Source organism: Acidimicrobiales bacterium, assembly GCA_041394245.1.
In the GTDB taxonomy this organism is placed as follows: Bacteria; Actinomycetota; Acidimicrobiia; order Acidimicrobiales; family Aldehydirespiratoraceae; genus JAJRXC01.
The window spans coordinates 201,822-227,100 of record JAWKIR010000002.1 but is presented as its reverse complement, the minus strand read 5'-3'; the positions used below and the strand labels follow the sequence as shown (position 1 = coordinate 227,100).

The following is a 25,279-nucleotide window of genomic DNA, read 5'->3' as shown; positions in this document are numbered from 1 at the left end:
AGAGATCCTAGAAGAGCAGGGTGGCGTCGAGGCCCTGTCTCACTCACTCGTAGCGGGTGCCGGCTTCCTTCATGTACTCGAGGAAGCGCACGCCGGCGTCGGCCGCGAGCTCGCCGGGCGAGTAGGTCGCGCCGTGCAGCGTGCCCGAGTACGGGAACACTCCGTGGCGCTCGTAGATCTCCCAGCTCACCGGCGATCGCCGATCGATCCCGACGTCGATCCCCTCGAACGGAGCCATCGCCATGAGGACGGGGAGGTCGAGCGCCTCGGCGACGGTCAGTCCGGCGATGGAGACGTAGGCGTTCCACCGGAAGTTGCCCGCACCCTCGATGCGCAACGCCACCTGTTCGGTGCCGACGGGAACCTCACCGGCGTCGATCACGGTCATGTCGCCATAGCCGTTGAAAGCGAAGAAGAGGTGGCCGTCCTCGATGTAGAGCGCGTAGCCGCCGCCCTGGTCGCCGTGGGCGACGAGCATGCCCTGGTCGCCGGCGGCGTAGTCGATGTCGACCACCACATCGAAGTCGCGCGCATAGATGAGCTGGAGTGCCCGCCACCGTTCGAGGGTGGGCATGCCCGGGCGGAGGCGCACGTCGGCGACGAACTCGTCGTCGCTGGGCGGCTTCTGGATCATCTTGACGAAGTTGCCCTCGTCGAGCGGATACACCTGGTTGGCCCAGGCCGCCTCGTCGAACGCCTCCTGGAGCTCGGCGAGCTTCTGCGGGTGTTCGTCGGCGACATTGCGCGATTCCGACGGGTCCTCGGCCAGGTGGTGGAGCTCCCATTCCTCCTCCGAGAATGGTGTGCGGGGTTGGCGGAGGGTCACCGCCGACCAGCCGTCGCGGTAGAAGCCACGGTTGCCGATCATCTCGTAGTACTGCTCGGGGTGGGTCGACGCGGCTGCGGCGTCGCTCATCGTCGCCGCGAAGCTGGCCCCGGCCGGCGCCGGGAGCGGCTGACCGTCCTTCACGGTCGGGATCTCCACGCCGGTCATCTCGGCGAGGGTGGGCAGGAGGTCGGTGATGTGCTGGTACTGCCGCCGGATCTCGCCGGCTGACGCCAGGCCATCGGGCCAGTGGACGATGAACGGCACCTGATGGCCACCCTGGAAGGTGTTGATCTTGTACATGCGCAGCGGCGTGTTGGACACCATCGCCCAGCCCATCGGGTAGTGCGGCAGCGTCTGTGGGCCACCCATGAGGTCGAGCCGGGCATGGTCGACGGCGACGTCCTCGAGATCGCTGTCACGGGTCTGGGCGAGCAGCGTGCGGAAGTACTGCGAGGTGCCGTCGTACTGGCCCTCCCGGGATCCTCCGTTGTCGGAGGTGAACACGAGGATCGTGTCGTCCCACTCCCCCATCGCCTGCAGGTGCTCCCGCAGCCGACCGACGCTCTGGTCGATCGAGTCGACCATCCCGGCGAAGATCTCCATGTAGCGGGCGAAGGTCTCGCGCTGCATGTCGGACAGGTCGTCCCAGGCGGTGACGTCGTGGAGCGGTTCGGAGTTGCGGGGTGGCAGCACGGTGTCGGCCGGGACGACACCGAGTTCCTTCTGACGGGCGAAGCGCTGCTCGCGGATGCGGTCCCACCCGGCGTCGTACATGCCGCGGTACTTGTCCATGTCGGCCTGCTTGGCCTGGAGCGGAGCGTGCACGGCACCGTGGGCGAAGTACAGGAAGAACGGCTTGGTCGGGTGCGACGAGCGCACCTCGTCGATCATCGTGATCGCGTGGTCGGTCAGGTCGTCGGTGAAGTAGTAGTCGTCGGGGTACTGGTCGACCTGGACATGATGGTTGTCCTCGTAGAGACGGTGCGGCTGATGGAAGTTCGTGAAGCCGTCGAGGATGCCGTAGTAGCGGTCGAACCCCTTCTGCAGTGGCCAACTGTGGCGCGGGCCGGCCTCGCTCAGGTTCGAGTCCTTGCAGAGATGCCACTTGCCCACCATGAGCGAGGCCCACCCGTTGTCGCGATAGAGCTCGGCCATCGTGACGGCGTTGTCGCGGATCTCGTGGGCGTAGCCGGGGAAGCCCGGGTCGCTGTGGGCGACATGGCCCATACCCGCCAGGTGATGGTTGAGTCCGGTGAGCATCGAGGCGCGGGTGGGCGAACACATCGGGTTCACGTGGAAGTTCGTGTAGCGCACGCCGCCGGCGGCGAGGGCGTCGAGCTCCGGGGTGTCGATCTCACTGCCGTAGCAGCCCAGGTCGGCGAAGCCGAGGTCGTCGGCCAGCATCACGATGATGTTGGGCGCCCGCTCGGGGGCCTTCGGCTGGGCCGGCCAGTCCGGCTCCGACGTCGAGAAGATCCTCCCGACGGTGCCGCCGAAACCGGCATAGGGGGCGGTCGGGTCGTCGATCTGCTCGCTGGTCACGGGGCCGTTTCTAGTCGGTCACACCCGCTCGGCCCACACCGCGAAGAGGGGGTCGCCTCGATGCCCGACCGGTGTGCGGCGCTGCGCCACCGGTTCGCCCCAGACGCCGGCGAGTCGGTAGTACTCGCTCACGATCTGGGTGTGGGCCTCGTCGCCGCTCGTGAGCCATCCCCGGATGGCCTTGGTCGGGAAACAGCGATTCGAGAACGTGCACACGAACCGCCCACCCGGCCGGAGCACCCGGGCGACGTCGCGCAGCACGTCGATCGGGCGGACGAGATAGTCGATCGACACGCAGCACACGGCGTCGTCGAAGGACCCGTCGTCGAACGGCAACGTCGGGTCGGTGTTCAGATCGTGCACCACGGCGCCGGCCGCGAGCGGATTGGCCGCGAGTTCCGCCGCGTTCATGCCCAGGAGGTGCAGCGACCTCGGCGCCGCGTCGAAGTGCGACACCCACGATGCCATGAGGTCGAGGACCTCGCCGTCGATGCCCAGCTCCGAATAGAGCGCACCCACCGCGGCGATGGCCGCGTCGTCGATGTGGGTGACCATGCGAGCCGGCACGTAGAACCCCTCGTCGTCGGGATCCTGACGGTCGTAGAATCCCGTCGGGAACCGGTCGTGAGGATCCGGGGTCACGCCGCTCGTCACTCCGGCAGGATCCGTTCGCCGGTGAGTTCCTCGCTCACCGACCACAGGGTGGCGATCGCCCGGTCCATCCCCAGTCGCCGCAGGATCGGGAGACGTACCGGGTTGCCGGTGTTCATCCAGCGGGGGCCGTAGAACTCGCCGCCCTTTGCCGCCGGGTCGGTCGCCGCTCGCAACTGCGCCAGCGCGCCCCGGGCCGGACTCATGCCGGTTGCGGCAGCCATCGAGTGGAAGAACTTGGCGAGCGGCTTCCCGTCGGAGTTCTCGACGCTGGTCGCCTGGAGGTCGGTGTCACTCAGACCGGGGTGCGCGATCAGACTCTCGACCGGCCACCCCTCGGAGCGGAGCAGCCGGTCGAGTCCGAGGCCGAAGTGCCAGTTGGCCAGCTTGGATCGGCCGTAGGCCTTCCAGTCGCCGTAGCCCTTCTCCATCTCGACGTCGTCGGGATCGACGGCCCGCCCGACATGGTGGGCGGTCGAGGTGACGGTGACGACCCGAGCCCCGCCCGAGGCTCGCAACGCGGGCAGGAGACGAGCGGTGAAGGTCCAGTGGCCGAGATGGTTGACCCCGAACTGCATCTCGTGGCCGTCGGCGGTGAGGGTCCGGGGAATCCCCATCACTCCGGCGTTGTTGACGAGCAGGTCGATCTCGGGATGGGCGGCGACGATCTGATCGGCCGCTGCCTTCGTCTTCGCCTGCGATCCGAGGTCGAGAGCGACGATCTCGAGCGCCGCATCAGGATGCGTGCCACGGATGTCGGCCGCAGCCGCCGCGGCCTTGGCCTGGTCGCGAGCGGCCATCACCACGTGGGCGCCGGCGCCGGCGAGCGCCCGCGCCGTCTCGAGCCCGAGCCCGCCGTTGGCGCCGGTCACGACCGCCACGCTCCCCGACTGGTCGGGGATGTCCGCAGTGCTCCAGGCCATGGACCCAGCCTATGAGGCCGGACACGACGATGGCGCCTCCCGTGGGAAGCGCCATCGACGTCCGATCCCCCAATCGGACAGCAGTAGTGACACTACCGCACTCCGCGGTCATGTCACTTCTTGAAGAACGCCGGACTCGTCGCCTTCTTCGGGATCTCCGCCAACGGGGTCGCCACCTGGTCGACGGTCGGACCGTGCTCGGCCGCGATCGGTGCCAGGGCGTCGAGATCGAAGCGATACAGCTCGGCCGCGTTGTCGCTGAGCACCCGTCGCATGTCGGCCTCGTCCCATTCGTGGAACGCACGCTGGAGCGACTCGACCGAGTACGGGTAGGTGCCCTCGTGGTGCGGGTAGTCGGATCCCCACATCACCTTGTGCACGCCCAGGGTCTTGATCGCTTCGGCCTCGGCCGGTGAGGGGAACGAGGCGCCGATCCAGACGTTGCGGTCGAAGTACTCGCTCGGCTTCATCGGCAAGACGATGTCGGCGGAGAACCCGAGCTCACCGACCCGGCCGCCCGAGATCTGCATGTGGTACATGTCCATGCGGCGCAGTTCCTCGATGGCCCACGCCGTGCCCTGCTCGGTCATCACGTACTTGAGGTTCGGGAAGCGCTCGAAGACGCCGCTCATGATGAGATGCGACAGGTTGCGGTGGGCGAAGAACGGCACCTCCATCAAGAAGATGAGGCCCGACGCCGGATCGTCGCCATAGTTGGGCGTGCCGTTGCCGCCGTGCTGGGTCATGACCAGGTCGAGGTCCTGGACCGCGGCCCACAGCCGGTCCCAGTGCGGCGACCAGAGCCCGGGCAGGTCCACGTCGGGGGCGACATGGGGCATCATGAAGCTCCGGAAGCCCTCGGCCGCCGCCCACTCGAGCGTGGAGATCGCGTCGTCGATGTTCTCGAGGAAGATCTGGGGCAGACCGCACCGCTGGGCCGGGTACTCGTCGCACCAGTCCTTGAGCCAGCGGTTGTGGGCATCGATCCCCGCCCGCCGACGGCGGTACTCCTCGGCGTCCTTCGGCGGATACGCGATGAGCATGCCGGTCGGATAGAAGGGCGGCACCGTGTTCGGGAACGTGATCTCGGCGACAACGCCGTCGTCGTACTGCTCCTGCACGCGACGCTCGTTGTCCCAGTTGCGGGTCCGGCCGTCGTCCTGCAGATCGCGGTACGGGTTCGAGTAGGCGCCCCGCCACTCGGCGAACGCGTCCTTCCACTCGTCGGCGAGGTACTCCTCGTACATCGACATGTTGCCGCCGGCGTGACTGTCGGCGGAGATGATCGTGTAGCGCTCAGCCATGTGTTGATGCCCTCACTCGTCTCGTAGGTACCTAAGCATCTTAGACATAGACCTATGCCAATTCAACCACTACAGTCACTGCCATGGCCCGACGACGCGGACTCGACAAGGACGACGTGATCGCCGCCGCCCTCACGATCGTCGACCGCGACGGGCTCGATGCCCTGAGCCTCAAGGCCGTGGCCGATGCCCTCGACGTGCAGTCGCCATCGCTCTACAGCCATGTCGACGGTCTGTCCGGCCTGCTCGACGAGCTCGCCCTCGCCGTCACCGCCGAGTTCGGAGAGACGCTGCGCGACTCGGTGATCGGTGTCGCCGGCGCCGACGCCGTTGCCGCCTTCGCCCACGCCTACCGCAACTGGGCGACGGCCAACCCCGGACGCTACGCACTCTCCCTCCGCAAGGTCGACAGCGCCGACAAGCGAGCCGCGGGCCGTGGTGCCATCGAGACCATGGACCGGGTGCTCTCGTCGTTCGGTCTCTCCGGGGCCGACGCCACCGCGGCCGGACGGACACTGCGGGCCGCGCTGCACGGATTCAGCACCCTCGAGGCCGCCGATGCCCTCGGGCGTGGGCGCCACGACCAGAGCTTCGAGTACCTCGTCCGTCACTTTCTCCAGGGAGTGCGGGTCGGCACCCCCGAGCCGACTGGCCAAGTGACGGTGGTCACGTAAGGATTGGCGGATGGTTCGCCTCCGTCCGCTCCTCGCCCCGCTCGTCGCCTCGTGCCTGATCGCGGCAGCCTGCGGCGACGATGCGGTCGAGACCTCGCCTGCGACCTCCACGACCGACGCGGTGACGACCAGCTCCACAGGTGACGACGCGACCACAACCACCCAACCGGTCGAGCTGACCGCGAGTTTTCGCGGCGTCACACCGGAAACCATCAAGGTCGGCGTCCTCGCCTACGACTGGGACCGGCTCGCCGCGCTCGGCGTGGAGTTCGGCGTGTCCAACAACGGCGACCTCGGCATCGCTGCGCTCGAGGCGATCAACGACCGGGGCGGCATCCACGGCCGCATGCTCGAGCCGGTGCTGACGGAGTTCCTCCCCGTCGGCTCGACCGAAGCCGATGCCGCATGCGTGAAGCTCACCGAGGACGAGGAGGTCTTCGTCGTCGTCGGCATCGCGCTCAACGAACAGATCCTGTGCTTCACCGACATCCACGAAACCGCCGCCATCGTCGCCGGCGGAATGAACGACGAACGGCTCGGCAAGGCAAGAGCTCCCTACATCAGCCTCGTCGACGACCAGGCCGGACGGGCCGACGCGTTCGTCGACATCATGCGCCAGGCCGGCGTCCTCGAAGGCCAGCGCGTCGGCGTCATCGGGTCGATCGACGTCAGCGAGAGCGCGTTCCGGTCGATGGTCGATGCGTTCCGTGCGGCCGGATTCGATCCGGTCGAAGGGCTCATCGGAGGCAACGCCGACGACCTCGCCGAGTCGGCTCGGGAGCAGGCCCTGATCTATCAGCGCATGCAGGACGAGGGCGTGACGGTCGCCGTCTCCACGACCGGGGTACCGCTCGAGATCGCCAACGCATTCGATGCCGACTACGAGCCGGACCAGTGGCTCCTCCTGACATCGATGTCGGGACGAGGTCTCACCGATGCCGGCGTGCCCCACGAGTACCTCGATGGCGCGCTGGCCGTCGTCAACACACCGACCGGAACGAGCGCCCAACCGTCGATCGGGGACGATCCTCTGATCGCTGCGTGCGTCGACGACCTGCGGGCCCGTACCGACCACCCGCTCCCCTATTCGCTCGAACCGCCCGTGAACAACATCGCGACAGCCCTGGTCTCCTGCTCCATCGCGACCATCCTCGAAGCCGGGCTCACCAACGCGGGCCCCGAGTTGACCAACGAATCGTTCCAGGCCGGTCTCGAGGCCATCGGTCCCATCGATCTTCCCGGCTACTTCGACGCGACGATCGGCCCCGGCGACTACGGCGCCGCGAAGGGACTCACCCTCGTCCGGTTCGACGCCGCCACCGGCGTGTGGATGCCCGTCGATCCGGGCTGAGGCGGACGTCACCCTCACGTTGAGGCCGCTGCCTCCGATTGGGAGGCATGGCATCTCGACGCGTCCTGACCCCTCTCGGCGGCGTCACGCTCGCGCTCGCCCTCTTCGTCGCAGCCTGTGGCTCGTCGGAGTCGCCGACGCCTGCGACCGGGCCCGTCGAACGCGAAGTCGACCATGACGTGGCCGACACCACGACCACCGCCGTCGAGGCCGACCTGACCGCATCGTTCCGCGGCGTCACCCCCGAGGTGATCAGGGTGGGCATCACCGCCGTCGACTGGGACACACTCGCCGAGATCGGCGTCGACTTCGGCCGGACGAACTCGCTCGACCTGTGGACCGCTGCGCTCGAGGACATCAACGCCCGGGGTGGCATCAACGGTCGGATGCTCGAGATACACGGCACCGAGTTCCTCCCACTCGGGAGCACCAGCTTCGACGAGGCGTGCGTGGAACTCACGCAGGACGACGAGGTGTTCGTGGTCGTGGGCCAGGCGCTCGAGGACCAGGTCCTCTGCCTGACCGAACTGAATTCGACCGCCGCGGTCGTCGTCGCCGGCATGGCCGATCCGATCATGGCGCGCACCGATGCCCCCTACGCCACGCTCTGGGCGTCCTACGAAACCCAGGCTGCGAACCTCGTCGCCCTGGTCGAGGCCGAGGGGGTGCTCGACGGGGCCACGATCGGCGTGGTCGGCTCGGTCGACGTGGGCGTCATCGAGTACGAGACGATCGTCGACGCGTTCCGCGACGCGGGCTACGACGTCGTCGAGGGACTGATCGGCGGCAACGACACGGATCTCGCCGAGACGGCCCGCGACCAGGCCCTCGTCTACGAGCGCATGAAGGAGGCCGGCGTCGACTTCACCGTGTCGACCACCGGCGTGCCGCTCGAGATCTTCAATGCCCAGTCGGAGAACTACGAGACGGACCAATGGCTCCTGACGGTCGTGATGAGTCCGTCGGGGCTCATCGAGGCCGGGGTCGACCTGCCGTATCTCGACGGCGCCCTCGCCGTCGTCAACACCCCCGTCGCGACGTCCGCCCAGGAGACGATGGGCGACGATCCCGACGTGGCGGCGTGCGTCGACATGCTCGAGGCCGGCAGCGACCACGATCTGTTCTACGAGCTCGACGCGGAGACCAACGACCTGGCCGCCGGGCTGTATGCCTGTGCGATCGCCCGGATCCTCGAAGCTGCGCTCACCGCAGCCGGTCCCGACCTGACCAACGAGACATTCGCCGCGGCGCTCGGCTCGCTGGGGCCCATTGATCTGCCGGGCTACTTCGAAGCGTCGCTCACCGCCGACGATCTCGGCGCGGCCAAGGGCCTCCGTCTGGCCCGCTTCGACGCCGCGACGGGCGCCTGGGAACTCCTCGACGAGGGGTGACGACCCGGGCGGTCGCGAACCCGGCGGTCAGTCCTGCAACAGCGAGATGAGCGAACTGGAGTCCCATCGCCCGTGCCCCTGGCGTTGGAGCCGAGCGTAGAACTGGTCGACGAGGGCCGTCACCGGCAGCGAGGCACCGATGCGATCGGCTTCGGCCAGACAGATGCCGAGGTCCTTGCGCATCCAGTCGAGCGCGAACCCGAAGTCGAACTCGCCCGCCGCCATCGTCGTCGCCCGGTTCTCCATCTGCCACGAGCCGGCGGCGCCCCTCGAGATGGTCTCGACGACCGTGCCGACGTCGAGACCGGCGCGCACGGCGAAGTCGATGCCCTCCGCCAGCCCTTGGACGAGTCCGGCGATCGCGATCTGGTTGACCATCTTGCACAGCTGACCCGAGCCCGACGGGCCGAGGAGGGTGCAGGCCCGCGCGTAGGCGTCGATGACCGGTGCCGCCCGATCGAAGTCGGCCTCATCGCCACCACACATGACCGTGAGGACGCCGTTCTCCGCACCTGCCTGCCCTCCGGAGATCGGGGCGTCGAGGAAGCCGACGCCCTGCTCGGCGGCCGCGGCATGGACGTCGCGGGCGACATCGGCCGACGCCGTTGTGTGATCGACGAGCACGGAGCCGGCGGCCATCGTCTCGAGCACTCCCCCGGGGCCCGTCGTCACGGCCCGCACGTCGGGATCGTCGCCCACGCAGAGGAAGACGAACTCGCATCCCTGTGCTGCAGCCGCGGGCGTGGGCGCGGCGGCGCCGCCGTGCGTGGCGACCCACTGCTCGGCCTTGGCCGAGGTGCGGTTGTAGACGGTGACGTCGTGGCCCGCCGCAGCGAGATGACCCGCCATCGGAAACCCCATGACCCCCAGGCCGATGAATGCGCATCTCATGGGCTGATTCTGGCCCGAAAACGTCGGTAGGGTCGATGTATGCCCGATCCCGTCCGCATCGTCGCCTGGTCCGACTTCCTTTGACCCTGGTGCTATGTCGGGACGGTTCGTCTCGACGAGTTGCAGCGACGCTTCGGCGACGGAATCGACGTGTCGTGGAAATCGTTCCTCCTGCGCACCGAGTCGAAGGGCACCGATCAGGAGAAGTTCGTCGCCTACACCGAGTCGTGGCGCCGCCCGGCGGCGGCCGAGCCGGGCGCGGTCCTCAACGTGTGGGCGACCGACAATCCGCAGCCGGTCAGCAGTGTCCCGGCCCATGTCGCCGCGAAGTCGCTGGCCCTGATCGACCCCGGGGCGAGCGACGCCTTCCACCATCGGCTGCTGTCGGCCTACTTCACCGAGAACCGGACGATCTCCGACTGGGCCGTGCTCTGCGAACTCGCCGCCGACGTCGGCCTCGACCGAGACGAGTTCCTGTCGCTCACCGCCGAACGGGAACGCACACTGACCGAGCAGGTCCTCGCCGAACACAACGACGCGGTCCGGCAGGGCATCACCGCCGTCCCGACGATGGTGATCGACGAGGTGCTTCCCGTCCAGGGCGCCCAGGAGGTCGACACCATCTCTCGCTGGATCGAGCGCCTGCTCGAACGGCGGGGCACCTGAGCAACCGCGACCGGTCGGAATGGCAACCGTGACCCCCGGCGCGGACACTCCATCGCCTGCGAGCCGACCGATCCTCACCGTGGTCGCCGCGCTCGCGGTGCTCGGCGCGCTCGCAGGGCTCTGGCTCATGGTCGCGTTCGACCGCACGACCGAGGTCGACAACGAGCAACGCTTCGTCGTCGGGACCGTGACCGTCGAGATCGACGACGCGACCGTCACCGTGCTCGGCGCCGTCCCGAGCGACGAGTTCGCCCGAGCCCTGGTCGACTCGCTCGCCGACCGAGCGGATGTGGTGTCGGTGATCGATCGACTCACGATCGACGCAAGCGTCCCCACCCCGCCGATCGGCGCGTTCCACACGGGCATCGACGCGCTGCGCCGACCGTCGGACTGATCAGCCGTCCATCCGGCGTGGCCCCGCGAGACGGGTCCGGCAGACCACCACCGCGATGATCTCGGCCGCGCCGGCCGCGACCAGGAGTTCGGCGAGATGGCGCAGCGTCGTCCCGGTGAGGATCACGTCGTCGACGAGCACCACCGAACGGCCGACGACATCGCCGGTGACGACGTAGCCGGCCGCCTCGACGACCGCCAGGCGTCGATCGATCGGCGTGTCCCGGAGTCTTGGCGTGTCGTGACGCCGATCGACCACGGGGGCGAGCGGCACACCGAGCCGACCCGCCACCGCTTCCGCGAGCGCCGGGACCGGGTGGGCGTCGCGATGCGGTCCGGGCGGCACCGGCACCACGACCGGGTTCTCTCCCAGCGCCAGGGCGCCGACGAAGTCGACGAGTCGACGACGGAGCTCGTCCAGGGCCGCCTCGCTCTCGAGATCCTTCGCGTCGGCGACGAGGGCGCCGAGGGCCGACCGGCGATCGGCGTCGTCGCTCCAGTAGGAGCCCATGACGTGTACTCGGGTCAGCACGAGTGCAAACTTTTGTTAGCGAAAGTGGTTGACATCGCGGATCTGCTAGCTACAGTTAGCACATCCGATCGCTGCAGGCAGCGACGGATTCCATCCCCCAACATCTTCCAACCATCTCTCAGGAGTCGAAACAATGACCGCAGTCCTCGATCAGGTCAAGGATGCCGCCTACACCGCCGTCGGCGTGAACCTTCTCATCACCGACGCCATCGTCGGCCGCGAGCTGCCCACCCCCGAGTTCGTCGGCGAACACACCTCGATCGCCCGCAAGCAGGCCACCGAGGTGCTCACGGACTTCCGGGCCCGCACCGAGCCCCGTGCGGCCGAGTTCGAGGGCCGCTTGCCCGAGCAGGTCGCCGGCCGTCTCGCCACCAACCGTGCGAAGGCGTGGGACTTCATCGGCATCGACGCCCCCGAGGCCGCTCCTGCCGAGAAGGCCACCCCCAAGGCCAAGAGCACCAAGAAGACCGCCACCAAGTCCAAGGCCTGACGGCCCGGAGGCGTCACGCCTTCGAACGATCCCCCCCGGCGACCGGGTCACCACTGGTGACCCGGTCGCCACGCGTTCTCCCCGACCGAGATGGAGCGAGCAAGCCGATGAGCGAGAAGGACCCACGAGCCGCCTGGCAGGATCTCGGTGACCACATCCGGGAACAACGACGCCAAGCCGAACTCAGCGTTCGCAAGCTCGCCGACCTGGCCAACGTGTCGAACCCCTACCTGTCCCAGATCGAGCGGGGCCTGAAGCGCCCGTCGGCGGAGATCCTCCAGCAGATCGCCCGCGCCCTCGAGGTCTCGGCGGAGTCGCTCTACGTCCGCGCCGGCATCCTCGACGAGGACCGGGCCAGCGACCTGATCGAGACGATCAGGGCCCAGGAGAACCTGACCACCGATCAAAAGCAGGTCCTCATCAGGATCTACGAGTCGTTCATGGTGGAGAACGCCGAGGACTGATCACCGGTCGCCGGTGACGATGCGCAACACCGACATCGTGCGCTCGGCTCCGAGATCGGCGAGTACTCGGGCCAGGTCGACCGGCACGACGCTGTTCGCCATCGTCCCCGTGACGACCACATCGTTTGCGCCGACGTCGACCCGTTCGACCCGCAGCGCCGACGGCAACCAGGGCGCGGGACGTTCGATCGTGCGCCGCAACCACCCCGGGAGCGGGATGGCCCGGCCGAACGCCCGGAGCGACATCGGCGACACGAACACCTTCTGGTCGTGTGCGGCCAGCCCGACCTCCACCCAGATCCAGCGTCGGAAGCGGCGATCGGTCACTTCGAGGCGACCCGCATGCACGCGGACGCGATGGTCGCCCTCGATCTCGCCGGCCCATCGCACCACCTCGTCGGACCGGACCGTTGCGGAGAAACCGGTCGATGCGACCCGCATCGCCTGCCCGTTGACGCCGACGACACGGATGTCGTGTGCATCGAGCGACGCATGCTCGATCTGCCGATCCCCCACGCTGATCGCATGCAGCCGGACCCGGACCCGTTCCCACATCGGGACCTCGACCGCGCCGGTGGGAATCGCGGCGAGCGGCGCCGGCGGACGGGCCTCGTCGACCGCCTCGATCGTCGCGGTGATCTCCACACCGGCATCGATACGCACCGTGCGGCCGACGATCCGCCGAGCGATCGTGGTCGAGACGAACTCCGCCGACTGGCCGGCCGGCCCCTGGCCCCTGAGCGCGTTGGTGAAGACGACGACCGGGTCGAGTCGACTGCCGCGGATGCCGAAAGGATCGAACCAGTCCCTACTCACAACGCGACCCTAGTTCCCCGGGATCGGCGCGCTCCCGGCTCAGGCCCGGCCTGCTGCGGCCTCGTCGGCGCGAGTGCGCCCGGACAGGCGGATGAGCTCCTCGTGCAGCTCGAACCAGACCGTGTGGTAGCTGTCGCGAAGCGGATCGGCGATCATCTCCACATCGCCGTCGTCGATCGCACCGAGCGCGGCCGAGAGTCGGTCGCGGTACCGGGCGAACCGAGCCTCGTCGACGGCCACGGCATCGATGATCGGCTCGATCTCGGCATGGATCTCGTCGCGTAGCCTCGCGACCAGGTCCGGTGTAGGACCGCTCACCTGCCACTGCGTCACAAGCCGGGTGAAGCGGCCGTTCACGCCACGGAAGTCGACGAGCAGGTGGGAGATCCTCGGCGCGAGGCGAACGGCGGCGAGGGCGTAGCGCCGGTCGACCCGCGCAATCCCGGCGGGGCGCAGCCGGAGTCCTCCCCCGGCGAGTTCGTCGATCTCGCCCGCCGCGAGGAGACCGGCGATCGTCTCCTCGACATCGTCGATCGCACAACCGAGGACAGCGGCGATCGCTGCGGCGGTGGCGACGCCCTTCAGCGCCAGCACGCGCTCGCACGCCTCGGGCGTCGCCGATTCGACCACGAGCGGCGCAGACGAAGCCGGCTCGGACGCAGCCGGTGGCGTTGGTCCGCCGACATCGGCGCGCCATGCCCGTAGCACGCGGGCATCGGCGGCCTCCCGGAACGCCGCCGGATGCGCACCGCGGAGCACTCGGCCACCGTCGCCGTCGACGGTGACGATCTCGCCGCTGGCGAGACGTCGGCCATCCACACGGATCCCCGATGCGTCGATCTCCAACGAGGCGACGCCGACGACTGCGGGCACCCCCCACCCGCGGGCGACGACCGCAGCATGGCTCGCGATGCCGCCCCGAGTGGTGACGAGGCCCTCGGCGGCGGCGATCCCGGCGACATCGGCGGGCGCCGTGTCCCGTCGGAACAGCACCACGGCATCGCCTCGCCTCGCAGATGCCAACACGTCGTCGACCGACGTGCACACGGCGCCGACGGCCCGACCCGGCGAGGCCGCCAACCCGAAGGCCAGGACCTCGACATCGTCTGGGTCGTCGTCGGGGTCGTCGTCGGGGTCGTCGCCAGGGCCGCGGGGCGTGCCGTCGATGAGGTCGCGCACGCGGCCGACCGCCTCGGCCCGCGTCAGCGGGAATGCCGGATCCTCGGCCATGTCGACGGCAATGCGCATGGCCGCGGCAGCGCTGCGGGTCGCTCGGCGCGCCTGAAGGAGCCAGAGACTGCCGGCCTCGATGGTGAACTCGATCTCCACGAGGTCGGCGAGGTCGCGCTCGAGCACCGTCGCCGCCGCTTCCAGCTCTTCGGCCACCGACGGCCACAGGTCTCGCATTTCCCGAATGGGTCGGGTCGCGTGCGTTCCTCCGGCGACGTCGTCCCCCTGCGCGCCGACGAGGAAGTCCCCCACCAGGCCGGGAGCACCGGTGGAAGGGTCCCGCGAGAAGACCACCCCCGTCCCCGCAGCGGGGCCGAGATTGCCGAGGACCATGGCCTGGACGATCACCGCCGTGCAGGCTTCGTCGCCGAGGTCCTCGACGCGGCGAAACGTCTGCGCCCGGTCGGACATCCATGACGCGACGACGGCGCGTGCCGCCGACCGGAGCTGTGTTGCGGAATCCGTCGGCACGTCCGCGTCGGGCACCGATGTGGCGGCGGTGTACGAACGGATGAAGCGGTTGCGAACGTCGGGAGCGAACCGCCCGTCGCCGGCCCGCTCGCCCATGGCCGCCAGGACCGCGTCGGTGACGCCGATGTCGAGCACCGTGTCCATCATCCCGGGCATCGAGACCGGCCCACTCGAACGCACGCTCACGAGCAGCGGCGATGCCGGATCGCCAAGCCGTCGCCCGACCGTGGCCTCCAGCTCCGCCAGCCCCGCGAACAACTCCGCGTCGAAGCGGCTGCCGTCGCCGACGAGCGCCTCTCGACAGGCAGCGGTCGTGAGGACGAACCCGGGCGGCACGGGCAACCCCAACTCGACCATCCGAACCAGGGCGGCGCCCTTCCCCCCGAGCAGGGCGATGCGTCGTTCGGTCTCGATGTCGGATCCAGCGGCGAACGAGACCCGCACCGGCTCTGTACTCACGCAGGACCCCCTGTGCCCGACCGATCGCGATCGCCGCGGCATCTTGTTGGCCCCGATCTCGCCACGCAAGCGCAGCGGACCTCGTCGCAAGATTTCTCCGCGCCGAGGTTGCCACCAGCGGGGTTGTTAGGGTTGCCTATCATCATCGCGATGGGCACCGAGCCCGTCGCCGACCCTTTCCGCAATCGGGGCACCATGTTCCAGACATTCCTGACCGGGCTGAGAGAAGGCCTCGAGGCCTCACTGGTCGTCAGCATCCTCTACTCGTTCCTCGTGCGGGGTGGTCACCGCGACCGGATTCCGATGCTGTGGGGCGGGGTCGCCTTCGCCGTCGTCATCTCGTTCGCCTTCGGTGCGGTGCTCCACTTCACCTCGGCGAGCCTCACCTTCGAGGCCCAGGAGGCGTTCGGAGGCATCCTTTCCATCGTCGCCGTCGGCTTCGTCACCTGGATGGTCTTCTGGATGCGGCGGGCCGCCCACACGCTCAAGGGCGACCTCCACAACCGGATGGAAGCCGCCGTCGCCCTCGGGGCCGGTGGCGTGTTCGTCGCGGCGATGCTCGCCGTCGGGCGGGAGGGTCTCGAAACCGCACTGTTCCTCTATCCCACCTTCCAGGCACAGGGCTCGGGCGCGGGTCCGGCGATCGGTGCCGTCCTGGGCATCGCCACATCGATCGCGGCCGGACTGCTGATCTATCGCGGGGTGGTCAACCTGAACCTCGCGACCTTCTTCCGCTTCACCGGCGCGGCCCTCATCGTGATCGCCGCCGGCGTGCTGGCCTATGGGGTCCACGACCTGCAGGAGGCCGACATCCTGCCCGGCCTCGACAGCCTGGCCTGGAACATCGGCGGCTATCGCGTGACCAGCTGGTACGGCACCCTGGTCAAGGGCATCTTCAACCTCGGCCCACAGATGACCACGCTCGAGGTCGGCACCTATCTCGTCTACCTGATCCCGACCATGGCCCTGTTCCTGCGGCCGGTCGTTCGCCCTGCCCCCGTCGCCGCGACGTCGGCCGCCTGACTTTCCCGGAGAACCTCCATGTCCCACCACAACCGCCTGCTCACGAGCGTCCTCGTCGCTCTGACCCTCTCCGCCGTCGCCTGCTCGACCGACAGCGCCGACACCGTGACCAGCGTCCGCGGCACCGACGACGGGTGCCTGATCGCCGACTCCGAGCTCCCGGCCGGCCGCATCGAGTTCGAGTTCGTCAACGAGGCGAGCGACGTGAGCGAGCTCTACGTCCTGCGCGAGAACGGCGACGTGGTGAACGAGGTCGAGAACGTCACGACCGGGACCCAGCGATCGCTCACGCTCGACCTGTCCGCCGGCGAGTATCGACTCGTGTGCAAGCCGGGCCAGGTCGGTGAGGGCTTCGCCTCGACCTTCACCGTCGTGGGCGCCGGCGGTCAGGAGGTGGCCGACGCCGACCGCACGATCGAGTTCGAAGCCGTCGACTTCACCTACAACGACCTCGACCTCTCCGATGTCGTGGTCGGCGAGACCATCCGGTTCGAGATGACGAACCGCGGCGGCCAGGACCACGAGTTCGAGGTGCTCGACCCGCAGGGAGAGGGCATCGGTGAGGTCGGGGCCACCAAGCCCGGCGCGGTCGGGGGCGCGACGATCACGTTCACCGAACCCGGCACCTACACCTACGTGTGTGTGCTCATCGACCCGGCGACCGACAAGGAACACGTCGAACTCGGCATGACCGGATCGTTCCAGGTTCCTGCGGCCTGAGGCCGCGCCCTAGGGTGACGCCATGATCGACGTCACCAACGACGGCCGGGTCCGCATCATCACGCTGCAGCGGCCCGAAGCGAAGAACGCGATGAACATCGCCATGTGGGACGGCGCCGCCGAAGCCCTGCTCGCCGCACAGGACGATCCGACCGTCGCCGTCGTGGTGTTCACCGGCAGCGGCGACTCGTTCTCGGCCGGCCAGGACGTGATCGAAATGGGCCGCCTGGCCATGGGCGAGACGATCGAGTCGACCCACGGCTTCGCCGGGCTCACGAAGATCCTGATCGACTTCCCGAAGCCGCTGGTCCTGGCCGTCAACGGCATGGGCCTCGGGTTCGGCGCCACGATCCTCGGCGTCGCCGACCTCGTGTTCATGTCGAGCAGTGCCCGGCTCAAGTGCCCGTTCACCACGCTCGGGGTGGCGCCCGAGCTGGCCAGCAGTGCAACGTTCCCGGCCCTCATCGGCCGTCAGAACGCCACATGGGCGCTGATGAGCGCCGAGTGGCTGAGCGCCGAGGAGTGCAAGGAGATGGGCCTTGCGTTCAAGGTGTGCGAGCCCGACGACCTCATGGAGGTCACGATGGAGCACGCCCGCACACTCGCCTCCCGCCCGATCAGTTCGCTGATGGCGTGCAAGCGCACCATCGTCGACCCGGTGCGGGCCCTGCTCCACGAGGCCCACGAACGCGAGAACGGCGAATTCGCCGTCCTGATGGGTGCCCCCGCCAACATCGAGGCCATGACCGCCTTCGCCGAGAAGCGCCCCGCCAACTTCGACGGCATCGACTGACCCGCCACACCGGTGTCAGACACCCGCCACAGCGGTGTCAGACACCCGCTACAACTCGCCGCTGACCGGCATCCGCAATAGGTTGACGGCATGGCTGACGCATACATCATCGACGCATGTCGCACTCCCCGTGGAATCGGCAAGCACGGCAAGGGCGCGCTGTCGCACCTGCACCCCCAGCACCTCGGCCGCACCGTGCTCGAGGCACTGCGCGACCGCAACGGGTTCGACACCGCCGACGTCGACGATGTCGTCTGGGGGACGAGCTCCCAGGTGGTCGAGCAGTCCGGCGACCTCGGCCGCATGGCTGCCCTCGATGCCGGCTACGACGTGACGGCCAGCGGTGTCACCCTCGACCGCTTCTGCGGCTCCGGCATCACCGCCACGAACTTCGCGGCCAACGCCGTGATGGCGGGCATGGAGGACCTCGTCGTCTCCGGTGGCACCGAGATGATGTCGCTGCCCAAGAAGGGCTTGTTGCCGATGGGCGCGAACAACGCCCATCTCATGGAAATCCACCCGCAGAGCCACCAGGGCGTCTGCGCCGACGCCATCGCGACGATCGAGGGTATCTCCCGCGAGGCGCTCGACGCCCACGCCGCAGAGTCGCAGCGCCGCGCCGACGTCGCCATCAGGGAAGGACGTTTCGACAAGAGCCTGATCCCCGTTCTCAATCTCGATGGCACGGTCGCCCTCGACCACGAGGAGTTCCCGCGTCCGCAGACGACGGTCGAGTCGCTGGCCGCGCTCGCCCCGAGCTTTCCGGCGGTGGCCGACTACCGCCACAGCGAGGACGCCCCCACCTTCCGAGAGCTGATCAACCGCAGGTACCCCGACGTCGACATCCAGCACGTGCATCACGCGGGCAACTCGTCGGGCGTTGTCGACGGAGCGGCCGCGATCCTCATGGCGAGCGAGAGCTACGCGAAGGCACACGGGCTCACCCCGAGGGCCCGGGTCGTCGCCACCGCCAACATGGGCGATGATCCGACGCTGATGCTCAACGCGCCGGTGCCCGCGGCCCGCAAGGTGCTCGAACGGGCCGGGATGACCCTCGCCGACATCGACCTCTTCGAGGTCAACGAGGCGTTCGCCGTCGTCTCCGAGAAGTTCATGCGCGACCTCGACCTCGACCGCGACAAGGTCAACGTGAACGGTGGGGCGATGGCGCTCGGCCACCCGATCGGCGCAACGGGCGCCATCCTGATCGGCACGGTGCTCGACGAGCTCGAGCGGCGCGACCAGCAGATCGGTCTCATCACGATGTGTGCCGGCGGCGGCATGGCCCCCGCCATCATCATCGAGCGGGTCTGACCTCCGGATGGCCCAGTCGAGCCGGGACGAGGTCGACGACCTCGCCGAGAACGAGCAGGTCTTCGGGTTCCTGCTCGCGCTCCACGGTGTCGTCCACCTGCTCGGCTGGGTGATCAGCTGGCGGCTCTTCGAGATCCAGAACTTCCACTACGACGACGTCTGGCCGGCCGCCGGTTCGTGGCCGGGCCGCGTGGCCGGTCTGCTCTGGCTCGTCGCCGCCGTCTCGCTCGCCGTGGTCGGGACGCGTCTCGCAATGCGTCGACCGGTCACGCGGATGCAGCTCGTCGGACCGCTCACACTGTCGCTGGCGATGACGCTCACGTCGTTGCCGTCGGCGCTGCCGGGCACCGCAGTCAGCGGGTCGATTCTGCTGGCGATGGCCGTACTCGCCGCTCGCCGCGCCCGGCTCAGTCCGTAGGCGGTACGACCACGACGGGGCACGACGCGTGGTTGACGACACCCGTCGTCACGGAACCGAGCACCAGTCCGGCAAAGCCGCCCCGCCCTCGCGAACCCATCACGAGAAGATCCGCAGTACGGCCCTGATCGACGAGCACGCCCGAGGCGTGACCGCTGATGACGCGGACGTCGACCCGGTCGGCCTCGGCATCGGTGACGACATCGGCGACGACGTCGTGGGCGACCTGCCGGGCCCCCTCTTCGAAGACCGCCGGGTCCAGGAATGTGGCATCGAAGCCACCGACCGGCGGCATGTGCCACACGTGCACGGCCACGATCTTGTCGCCCTCGTGGGCATGGTCAAGTGCCCAACGCAACGCCCGTCGGGCGTTCGGTGAATCGTCGATGCCAACCAGAATCGTTTCCATGCGGTGATCATTGCCGACCCGGGCGATGACCGACAGTGCCAAAGGTCCGGTCCTCGGGACCTTGGACACTGCACCGACGGGTGCCCGGCGGCGAGGATGCCGTCATGCCGATCGACGACCCCAGCGCCGGAGTCCGTGCCGTGGTCGTGCCGGTCGACGGCACGGCCGAGTCCACGCGGGCGGTCCCACTCGCCTCGAAGCTCGCCGGCGTGCTCGGCTGCGAGCTCGTCGTGGTGAGCGTGATCTCCGATTTTCGCAGCGAGGCACCGGCGCTGGTCGAGCGACTCGACGACCAACTCCGCGACCTCTCGGCCGATGTCGAGCGCCGGATCGTGCAGTCCCGGACGGTCGCGACGACGCTCGCCGACGAGTCGACCGGAGGTCTCGTCTGCATCGCCACCACCGCAGAGCCCTTCGACGACGAGGGCTTCCGTCACACCATCACCGACAGCCTGATCGCCGCGGCGACGTCACCGGTCGTGGTGTTGGGCCCGAAGTGCCCGAATCTCGCGCCGATCGACCGCATCGTGGTCGCCGTCGATCCCGACCACGACCAGGAGGGTCTCCTCTACTGGTCGACCCGGCTCGGCTACGACATGAACGTGCCGGTCGACCTGGTCCACGTCGCCGACACCGACGCCGAGCCGCGAGGCGAGAGCGACGATTCGAAGGTCCGTGTGTTGACGACGGCGCCGGGCCAATCCGTCGCCGACCGTCTTCTCGAGGAGGCCGACGGGGCATTGCTCGCGATGGGCAGCCACGGACGAACTGGGTTCCGACGCCTGATCCAGGGCAGCGTGGGCGCCGCCGTCATTCCCCGCTCGCACGTCCCGGTGCTGATCCTCGGACCGAACGTCGAACGCCATCGCTGACACGACGCGTTTCCGATGACCATCGCCCTCTTCCTGATGGCGCTGATCGCCGGGTTCGGCGCAATGATCGTCGCCAGCCGCCACGCGGTCGAGTCCGCGACCGAGCTGGTGTCGGGCACCAGGGTGCCCCCGTTCGTCATCGGCATGACCGTGCTCGCGATCGGCACCGACCTTCCCGAGATCGCGAACTCGATCGTCTCCTCGTGGGCCGACCACGGCGACGTCAACGTCGGCGACTCTCTGGGCTCGGCCGCCACGCAGACGACCCTGGTGCTGGGGCTGCTTCCCCTGATCGTCGGCTCGATCATCGTCACGGCTCGCGGTATCGCCTCGGTCGGCTGGCTCAGCGTCACCGCGATCGCGGTGATCGCTGTCGTCACCGCCGACGACTGGTTCGGCCGCACCGACGCCGCGGTGCTCATCGGGCTCTGGGTGTTCGGCTCGTGGTTCACGTTCCGCCGCATCCGCCGACCCCATCAGCTCTCGCTCCCCGAAGAGCCATCGCCACGCGGCCGGTTGATCCTCCGCACGCTCGTCTCGCTCGGGGCCGTCGCCGTTGCCGCGATGGTCTCGCTGTGGGCCCTCGTCCACCTGGCCGAGGAATGGAACGCGCCCGAGTTCCTCGTCAGCTTCTTTCTCGCGTCGATCGGCACGTCGCTGCCCGAACTGGTCTTCGACATCACCGCGGTGCGCCGAGGCGAGGTCGAGATGGCGATCGGCGACATCTTCGGCTCGTCTTTCGTCGACGCGACCCTGTCCATCGCGATCGGCCCACTGCTCTTCCCCGTCGCGGTGACCTCCGCCGATGTCTTCCCGGCGGCGATCGCTGCTCTGGTCGCCGTTGCCTCGGTCACCGTCGTGATCACGCGGATCCGGGTGCACGACTGGCGATCCGGTTCGCTGCTGGTGGTGACGTATGCGGCCTTCTTCCTCGTCCTGGTGTGACCTTCGACCCTGGAAGACGGAGGTCCCGATCGCAAGGATGGATCCGTGACCGACACCGCTGGGCCGCCCTCGATAGCCGAGACCCACATCTCCTGGGTGTTCTTCACCGATGATCGGGCCTACAAGCTCCTGAAGCCGGTGGCGATGCCCTTCATCGATCACCGCGACCGTGCGCAGCGGCTCGAGTCGATCCGTCGTGAGTACGAGCTCAACCACGAGATCTCGCCCGACGTGTACCTCGGAACGGCCGACATCGTGGAGAACGGGGAGGTCACCGACGCCATGCTGATCATGCGTCGGCTGCCCGACGACCGCCGGCTGTCGGCGATCGTGAACCATCCCGATTTCGGCGACCAGCTCCGCGCGGTGGCCAAGGCCGTGGCGGTCCTGCACTCCCGACGCGAACCGGTGCTCGACGCGCCGATGGCCGGGCACGCCGCACTGGTCGAGAACTGGCGTGACAACTTCGACGCCATGCGCCCGCACGTCGGCACCGTCATCGACCCGCACCAGTTCGAGCAGGTCGAGTCGCTCGTCGGGCGCTACCTCACCGGTCGTGAGGGACTGCTCGACGACCGGATCGCGGGCGGGTACGTGCGAGACGTCCACGGCGACCTCACCGCCGACGACATCTTCTGTCTCGACGACGGCCCTCGACTCATCGACTGCCTCGCCTTCAACGACCGGTGGCGGATCGTCGACGTGCTCTCCGACATCGGCTTCCTCATCATGGACGTCCACCGTCTTGCGGGCTGGCAGGCGGCCGAGCAGCTCATGCGCTGGTACCAGGAGTTCAGCAACGAACGCCACCCGTCGTCGCTCGCCCACCACTATGTGGCGTATCGGGCCCATGTCAGGGCCAAGGTCGCCTGCATCCGTTTCGCCCAGGGCGACGAGCGCAGCGCGTTGATGGCCCGGCGCTACCACGACCTCGCCTACAACCATCTCCAACGGGCGCGCCTGCGCGTCATCGTCGTCGGCGGTGGTCCGGGGGTCGGCAAGTCGACGCTGGCGCAGAACCTCGGTGCACACTACGGCTACCCCGTGCTGGCGTCGGACGAGGTGCGCAAGGACGTCGCTGCTGCGCCCCACGACGAGCACCGTTTCGCCGATCCGGGCGAGGGCATCTACGACCCGGCGACGAAGCGTGCCACCTATGTCGAGCTCATGCGCGAAGCGGAGCTCCTCCTCTCGGGCGGCACCGGTGTCGTGCTCGACGCGACATGGTCGAGCAACGCCGACCGCGAGGAGGCCCGGCTGATGGCGAGGCGGACCGGCGCCGAGCTCGTCGAGGTCGAGTGCGTTCTCGACCCGGCGATCGCGAAGGAACGCATCGCCCGGCGTCTCGCCAATCCGGACAACCCCTCCGATGCGACCCCGGATCTCGTCGACTACATGGCGGCGCGCCGCGAGCACTGGCCCGAGGCGATCCCGGTCGACACCGGGGCACCCGTCGACAAGATCAGGGAGTCGGCCCTGGCCGCCATCGAAGACCGGCGATAGGCGGCCCCGGTGCCAGATCGCATGTCGGCACCCGCCGGCCTTCAGCGTGAGGTCTCCCTCCCGATGCTCGTCCTCTACGGGCTGGGCACCACCGTCGGCGCGGGCATCTATGCGCTGATGGGTGAGGTGTCCGGCTCGGCCGGGATGCGGGCTCCGCTCTCGTTCATCGTGTCGGCGCTGCTGGCCGGCACGACGGCGATCGGTTTCGCCGAGCTGGCCGGGCGTCTTCCGAAGGCGGCCGGCGAAGCGGTCTTCGTCGACCAGGCGTTCGGCCGCCGCCCGCTGACTGCCGCGGTCGGCGGCGGCGTGCTCGTCGCCGGGCTCGTCGCCGCGGCGGCGGTCACCGACGCCTTCGCCGGCTACGTCGCCGAGCTGACCGACGGGCCGAAGTGGCTGCTCAGCGTGGCCCTGATCGTGGCGCTGACCGGGGTGGCCGTGATCGGCGCCAAGGAATCGGTGACCGCGGCGGCCACCTTCACCGTCATCGAGATCGGTGGGCTGCTCCTCGTGCTGTGGGCGGGGCGCGACAGCTTCGGCGACGTCTTCTCGCACGCCGGCGAGCTCGTGGGGCCGCCCACGAGCTTCAGCGGGTGGTCGGGCGTGCTGGGCGGGGCGTTCCTGGCCTTCTTCGCGTTCCTCGGCTTCGAGGACATCGACTCGGTCGCCGAGGAGACCGACAACGCGGGGGTCAATCTTCCGAGGGCCGTGCTGATCACGCTCGGGGTCACCACGTTGCTCTATGTGACGGTGGCGGCGATCTCGGTGTTGCAGGTGTCGCCCGAGCTGCTGAGTCGGTCCGACGCGCCGCTGGCGCTGATCTACGAGGAGGCGGGCGGCAACCCCGACGTGATGGCGTTCATCGCCGCACTCGCGATGGTCAACGGGGCGCTCGTCCAGCTCGTGATGGTGCCCCGTGTCGTCTACGGGTTGAGCCGGCTCGGGCTCGTGCCGGCGGCGATCGGTGCGGTGTCGCCTCGCACCAACACGCCGGTGCGGGCCACGCTCGGCGCGGCCGCGATCGTGGCCGTCCTCACCCTCAGCCTCGACATCGGATCGCTCGCCCGCCTCACCTCGGCGGTCACGATGGCCGTGTTCGTGAGCGTCAATGCGTCGCTCATCCGCATCAAGCGCAAGGACGGGCCGACGTCGACGTTCACCGTCCCCGGCTGGGTCCCGGTGGTCGGCATCATCGCGTCGATCGGCATGTTCGGCGCCGAGATCTGGCGAATCGTCGGCTGACGTTTCGGTCACGGATCGTTCGGGTAGGGACCCGACATGGCAACAGAACACGACTCCGACACGGGAACCGGCGCCTCCCGGGCATCGAAGGTGGTCCTGCGGCCGGCAGCGGCCGCGGAACTGGTCGATCTCCTGGCCGACGCACCCGGCACTGCCGACGAAGGGCTTCTCGACGACGCCCGCGACGCGCTCGAGGATCGGATGGCCAAGGTCCCCGGCCCGCAGCAGCGAGCGATCGGCGCCGGGAAGCTCGTCGCCCTCCAGATCGACGACGGCGAAGCCGCCGCCGCGATCGAGTTGATCGAGCACGAGAAGGTGGTCGACGGACGGACGCTCCAGCGGCTGGCCGACCGCCTCCGAGCCAGGGTGCGCAGAGCACGTCGCCGGCGTCGATCGCGCTGACTCGGCCGGCCCGACGTTTGCCGGCCGAAGAGATCGGGTATCGGTGGAGACACAGACACACCGAAGAGTGACGAAGGGACCCACCATGAAGATCCTGCTCGCCGTCGACGACAGTCAGCCGAGCTACGAGGCGGCCGCAGTCGTCTCCGAATGGTTCCCCGCGGATTCGACCGTCGTGGCGCTGCACGTCGGATCGAGTGTCCCTACCGCCGCGGTCGCGGCGCCGGTCGCGGCCTCGGGATTCGGCTATCCGGCGGTCGCGCTACCGCTGCTGCGGAGCGAGCGCCAACGCATCTACCGCGACGCCAGAGAGGTGGCGGAACGCGCCGCCGCCATCGCCCACGGTGATGCCCGCACCGAAGCCGGCGATCCGGCGCAGAAGATCACGGAGGTCGCGTCGGAGATCGATGCCGATCTGATCGTCATCGGCACTGGCGATCGTTCATGGCTGTCGCGGGTGATCACCCCATCGGTCAGCGACGAGGTCGTGCACACGGCCCCGTGCCCGGTCCTGGTGGTTCGGCCCGACACGTCGGACGACACCTGACCGACACCCACGCCGCC

At 68.8% G+C, this 25,279-nt stretch carries 26 protein-coding genes and 1 pseudogene; 18 read left to right on the top strand and 9 right to left on the bottom strand.

Features of this window, described 5'->3' with window-relative positions:
- Positions 1 to 43 precede the first annotated feature (43 nt).
- From R2707_01255 to R2707_01240, 4 genes are all read right to left on the bottom strand, one after another.
- A complete protein-coding gene (locus R2707_01255) occupies positions 44 to 2,371 on the bottom strand; it encodes an arylsulfatase (GenBank protein MEZ5243695.1) in 2,328 nt (775 codons plus the stop codon).
- Between the two features lie 18 nt (positions 2,372 to 2,389).
- On the bottom strand, positions 2,390 to 3,013 hold the full coding sequence (locus R2707_01250; protein ID MEZ5243694.1) for a methyltransferase domain-containing protein: 624 nt from the start codon (positions 3,011 to 3,013) through the stop codon (positions 2,390 to 2,392).
- 8 nt (positions 3,014 to 3,021) lie between these two features.
- On the bottom strand, positions 3,022 to 3,945 hold the full coding sequence (locus R2707_01245; protein ID MEZ5243693.1) for an oxidoreductase: 924 nt from the start codon (positions 3,943 to 3,945) through the stop codon (positions 3,022 to 3,024).
- 113 nt (positions 3,946 to 4,058) lie between these two features.
- Positions 4,059 to 5,249 (bottom strand): amidohydrolase family protein, encoded by a 1,191-nt coding sequence (locus R2707_01240; protein MEZ5243692.1) that lies wholly within the window; start codon positions 5,247 to 5,249, stop codon positions 4,059 to 4,061.
- 83 nt (positions 5,250 to 5,332) lie between these two features.
- Here R2707_01240 and R2707_01235 point away from each other — a divergent pair, with 83 nt between their 5' ends.
- The 3 genes from R2707_01235 to R2707_01225 are packed head-to-tail and all read left to right on the top strand — an operon-like array spanning position 5,333 to position 8,665.
- Positions 5,333 to 5,923 (top strand): WHG domain-containing protein, encoded by a 591-nt coding sequence (locus R2707_01235; GenBank protein ID MEZ5243691.1) that lies wholly within the window; start codon positions 5,333 to 5,335, stop codon positions 5,921 to 5,923.
- 10 nt (positions 5,924 to 5,933) lie between these two features.
- Positions 5,934 to 7,274: an ABC transporter substrate-binding protein gene (locus R2707_01230; protein ID MEZ5243690.1), complete on the top strand. Its 1,341-nt coding sequence runs from the start codon at positions 5,934 to 5,936 to the stop codon at positions 7,272 to 7,274.
- Positions 7,275 to 7,321: 47 nt separating this feature from the next.
- Positions 7,322 to 8,665, top strand: coding sequence for an ABC transporter substrate-binding protein (locus tag R2707_01225; protein MEZ5243689.1), 1,344 nt, complete (start codon positions 7,322 to 7,324; stop codon positions 8,663 to 8,665).
- A gap of 27 nt (positions 8,666 to 8,692) precedes the next feature.
- Here R2707_01225 and R2707_01220 read toward each other — a convergent pair whose 3' ends face one another.
- Positions 8,693 to 9,556 (bottom strand): NAD(P)-dependent oxidoreductase, encoded by an 864-nt coding sequence (locus R2707_01220; GenBank protein ID MEZ5243688.1) that lies wholly within the window; start codon positions 9,554 to 9,556, stop codon positions 8,693 to 8,695.
- Between the two features lie 96 nt (positions 9,557 to 9,652).
- Between R2707_01220 and R2707_01215 the strand changes: the two are divergent.
- Positions 9,653 to 10,222 (top strand): annotated as a pseudogene (locus R2707_01215) (DsbA family protein).
- A 19-nt stretch (positions 10,223 to 10,241) separates the two neighbouring features.
- Positions 10,242 to 10,616 carry a hypothetical protein gene (locus R2707_01210; protein MEZ5243687.1) on the top strand — a complete coding sequence of 125 codons (375 nt, stop codon included), beginning with the start codon at positions 10,242 to 10,244 and terminating at the stop codon, positions 10,614 to 10,616.
- On the opposite strand, the gene R2707_01205 is transcribed toward R2707_01210, so the two are convergent.
- Entirely contained in the window at positions 10,617 to 11,147 is a 531-nt protein-coding gene (locus tag R2707_01205) for a phosphoribosyltransferase family protein (protein MEZ5243686.1), read from the bottom strand.
- Positions 11,148 to 11,280: 133 nt separating this feature from the next.
- On the opposite strand from R2707_01205, the gene R2707_01200 reads away from it, so the two are divergent.
- Together R2707_01200 and R2707_01195 are read left to right on the top strand one after the other, a co-directional pair.
- Complete coding sequence (locus R2707_01200) at positions 11,281 to 11,637, top strand: hypothetical protein (protein MEZ5243685.1); 357 nt, start codon at positions 11,281 to 11,283, stop codon at positions 11,635 to 11,637.
- 107 nt (positions 11,638 to 11,744) lie between these two features.
- Complete coding sequence (locus R2707_01195) at positions 11,745 to 12,101, top strand: helix-turn-helix transcriptional regulator (protein MEZ5243684.1); 357 nt, start codon at positions 11,745 to 11,747, stop codon at positions 12,099 to 12,101.
- On the opposite strand, the gene R2707_01190 is transcribed toward R2707_01195, so the two are convergent.
- Together R2707_01190 and R2707_01185 are read right to left on the bottom strand one after the other, a co-directional pair.
- On the bottom strand, positions 12,102 to 12,917 hold the full coding sequence (locus R2707_01190) for a hypothetical protein (protein ID MEZ5243683.1): 816 nt from the start codon (positions 12,915 to 12,917) through the stop codon (positions 12,102 to 12,104).
- Between the two features lie 39 nt (positions 12,918 to 12,956).
- Entirely contained in the window at positions 12,957 to 15,077 is a 2,121-nt protein-coding gene (locus tag R2707_01185; protein ID MEZ5243682.1) for a PEP/pyruvate-binding domain-containing protein, read from the bottom strand.
- A gap of 150 nt (positions 15,078 to 15,227) precedes the next feature.
- Between R2707_01185 and efeU the strand changes: the two genes are divergently transcribed.
- The 5 genes from efeU (at position 15,228) to R2707_01160 (ending at position 19,345) form a co-directional block, all read left to right on the top strand.
- Positions 15,228 to 16,100, top strand: a complete 873-nt coding sequence (gene efeU / locus R2707_01180) for an iron uptake transporter permease EfeU (GenBank protein MEZ5243681.1) — start codon at positions 15,228 to 15,230, stop codon at positions 16,098 to 16,100.
- A gap of 18 nt (positions 16,101 to 16,118) precedes the next feature.
- Positions 16,119 to 16,820, top strand: coding sequence for a cupredoxin domain-containing protein (locus R2707_01175; GenBank protein ID MEZ5243680.1), 702 nt, complete (start codon positions 16,119 to 16,121; stop codon positions 16,818 to 16,820).
- Between the two features lie 22 nt (positions 16,821 to 16,842).
- A complete protein-coding gene (locus tag R2707_01170; GenBank protein MEZ5243679.1) occupies positions 16,843 to 17,613 on the top strand; it encodes an enoyl-CoA hydratase-related protein in 771 nt (256 codons plus the stop codon).
- Positions 17,614 to 17,703: 90 nt separating this feature from the next.
- On the top strand, positions 17,704 to 18,927 hold the full coding sequence (locus R2707_01165) for an acetyl-CoA C-acetyltransferase (protein MEZ5243678.1): 1,224 nt from the start codon (positions 17,704 to 17,706) through the stop codon (positions 18,925 to 18,927).
- Between the two features lie 7 nt (positions 18,928 to 18,934).
- On the top strand, positions 18,935 to 19,345 hold the full coding sequence (locus R2707_01160; GenBank protein MEZ5243677.1) for a hypothetical protein: 411 nt from the start codon (positions 18,935 to 18,937) through the stop codon (positions 19,343 to 19,345).
- Here R2707_01160 and R2707_01155 read toward each other — a convergent pair.
- Positions 19,335 to 19,754 (bottom strand): universal stress protein, encoded by a 420-nt coding sequence (locus R2707_01155; protein MEZ5243676.1) that lies wholly within the window; start codon positions 19,752 to 19,754, stop codon positions 19,335 to 19,337. The two genes, R2707_01160 and R2707_01155, sit on opposite strands and share 11 nt — an antisense overlap.
- Positions 19,755 to 19,858: 104 nt before the next feature.
- Here R2707_01155 and R2707_01150 point away from each other — a divergent pair, with 104 nt between their 5' ends.
- The 6 genes from R2707_01150 to R2707_01125 all read left to right on the top strand — a co-directional run bounded on the left by R2707_01150 (position 19,859) and on the right by R2707_01125 (position 25,262).
- Positions 19,859 to 20,626: a universal stress protein gene (locus R2707_01150; protein MEZ5243675.1), complete on the top strand. Its 768-nt coding sequence runs from the start codon at positions 19,859 to 19,861 to the stop codon at positions 20,624 to 20,626.
- Between the two features lie 15 nt (positions 20,627 to 20,641).
- Positions 20,642 to 21,571: a hypothetical protein gene (locus R2707_01145; GenBank protein ID MEZ5243674.1), complete on the top strand. Its 930-nt coding sequence runs from the start codon at positions 20,642 to 20,644 to the stop codon at positions 21,569 to 21,571.
- A 45-nt stretch (positions 21,572 to 21,616) separates the two neighbouring features.
- Entirely contained in the window at positions 21,617 to 23,074 is a 1,458-nt protein-coding gene (locus tag R2707_01140; GenBank protein ID MEZ5243673.1) for an AAA family ATPase, read from the top strand.
- A gap of 9 nt (positions 23,075 to 23,083) precedes the next feature.
- Positions 23,084 to 24,313 (top strand): APC family permease, encoded by a 1,230-nt coding sequence (locus tag R2707_01135; protein ID MEZ5243672.1) that lies wholly within the window; start codon positions 23,084 to 23,086, stop codon positions 24,311 to 24,313.
- A 36-nt stretch (positions 24,314 to 24,349) separates the two neighbouring features.
- The gene (locus tag R2707_01130) at positions 24,350 to 24,715 is read left to right on the top strand and encodes a hypothetical protein (protein MEZ5243671.1); all 366 of its coding nucleotides are present in this window, start codon (positions 24,350 to 24,352) and stop codon (positions 24,713 to 24,715) included.
- Positions 24,716 to 24,800: 85 nt separating this feature from the next.
- Complete coding sequence (locus tag R2707_01125) at positions 24,801 to 25,262, top strand: universal stress protein (protein MEZ5243670.1); 462 nt, start codon at positions 24,801 to 24,803, stop codon at positions 25,260 to 25,262.
- Positions 25,263 to 25,279 lie beyond the last annotated feature (17 nt).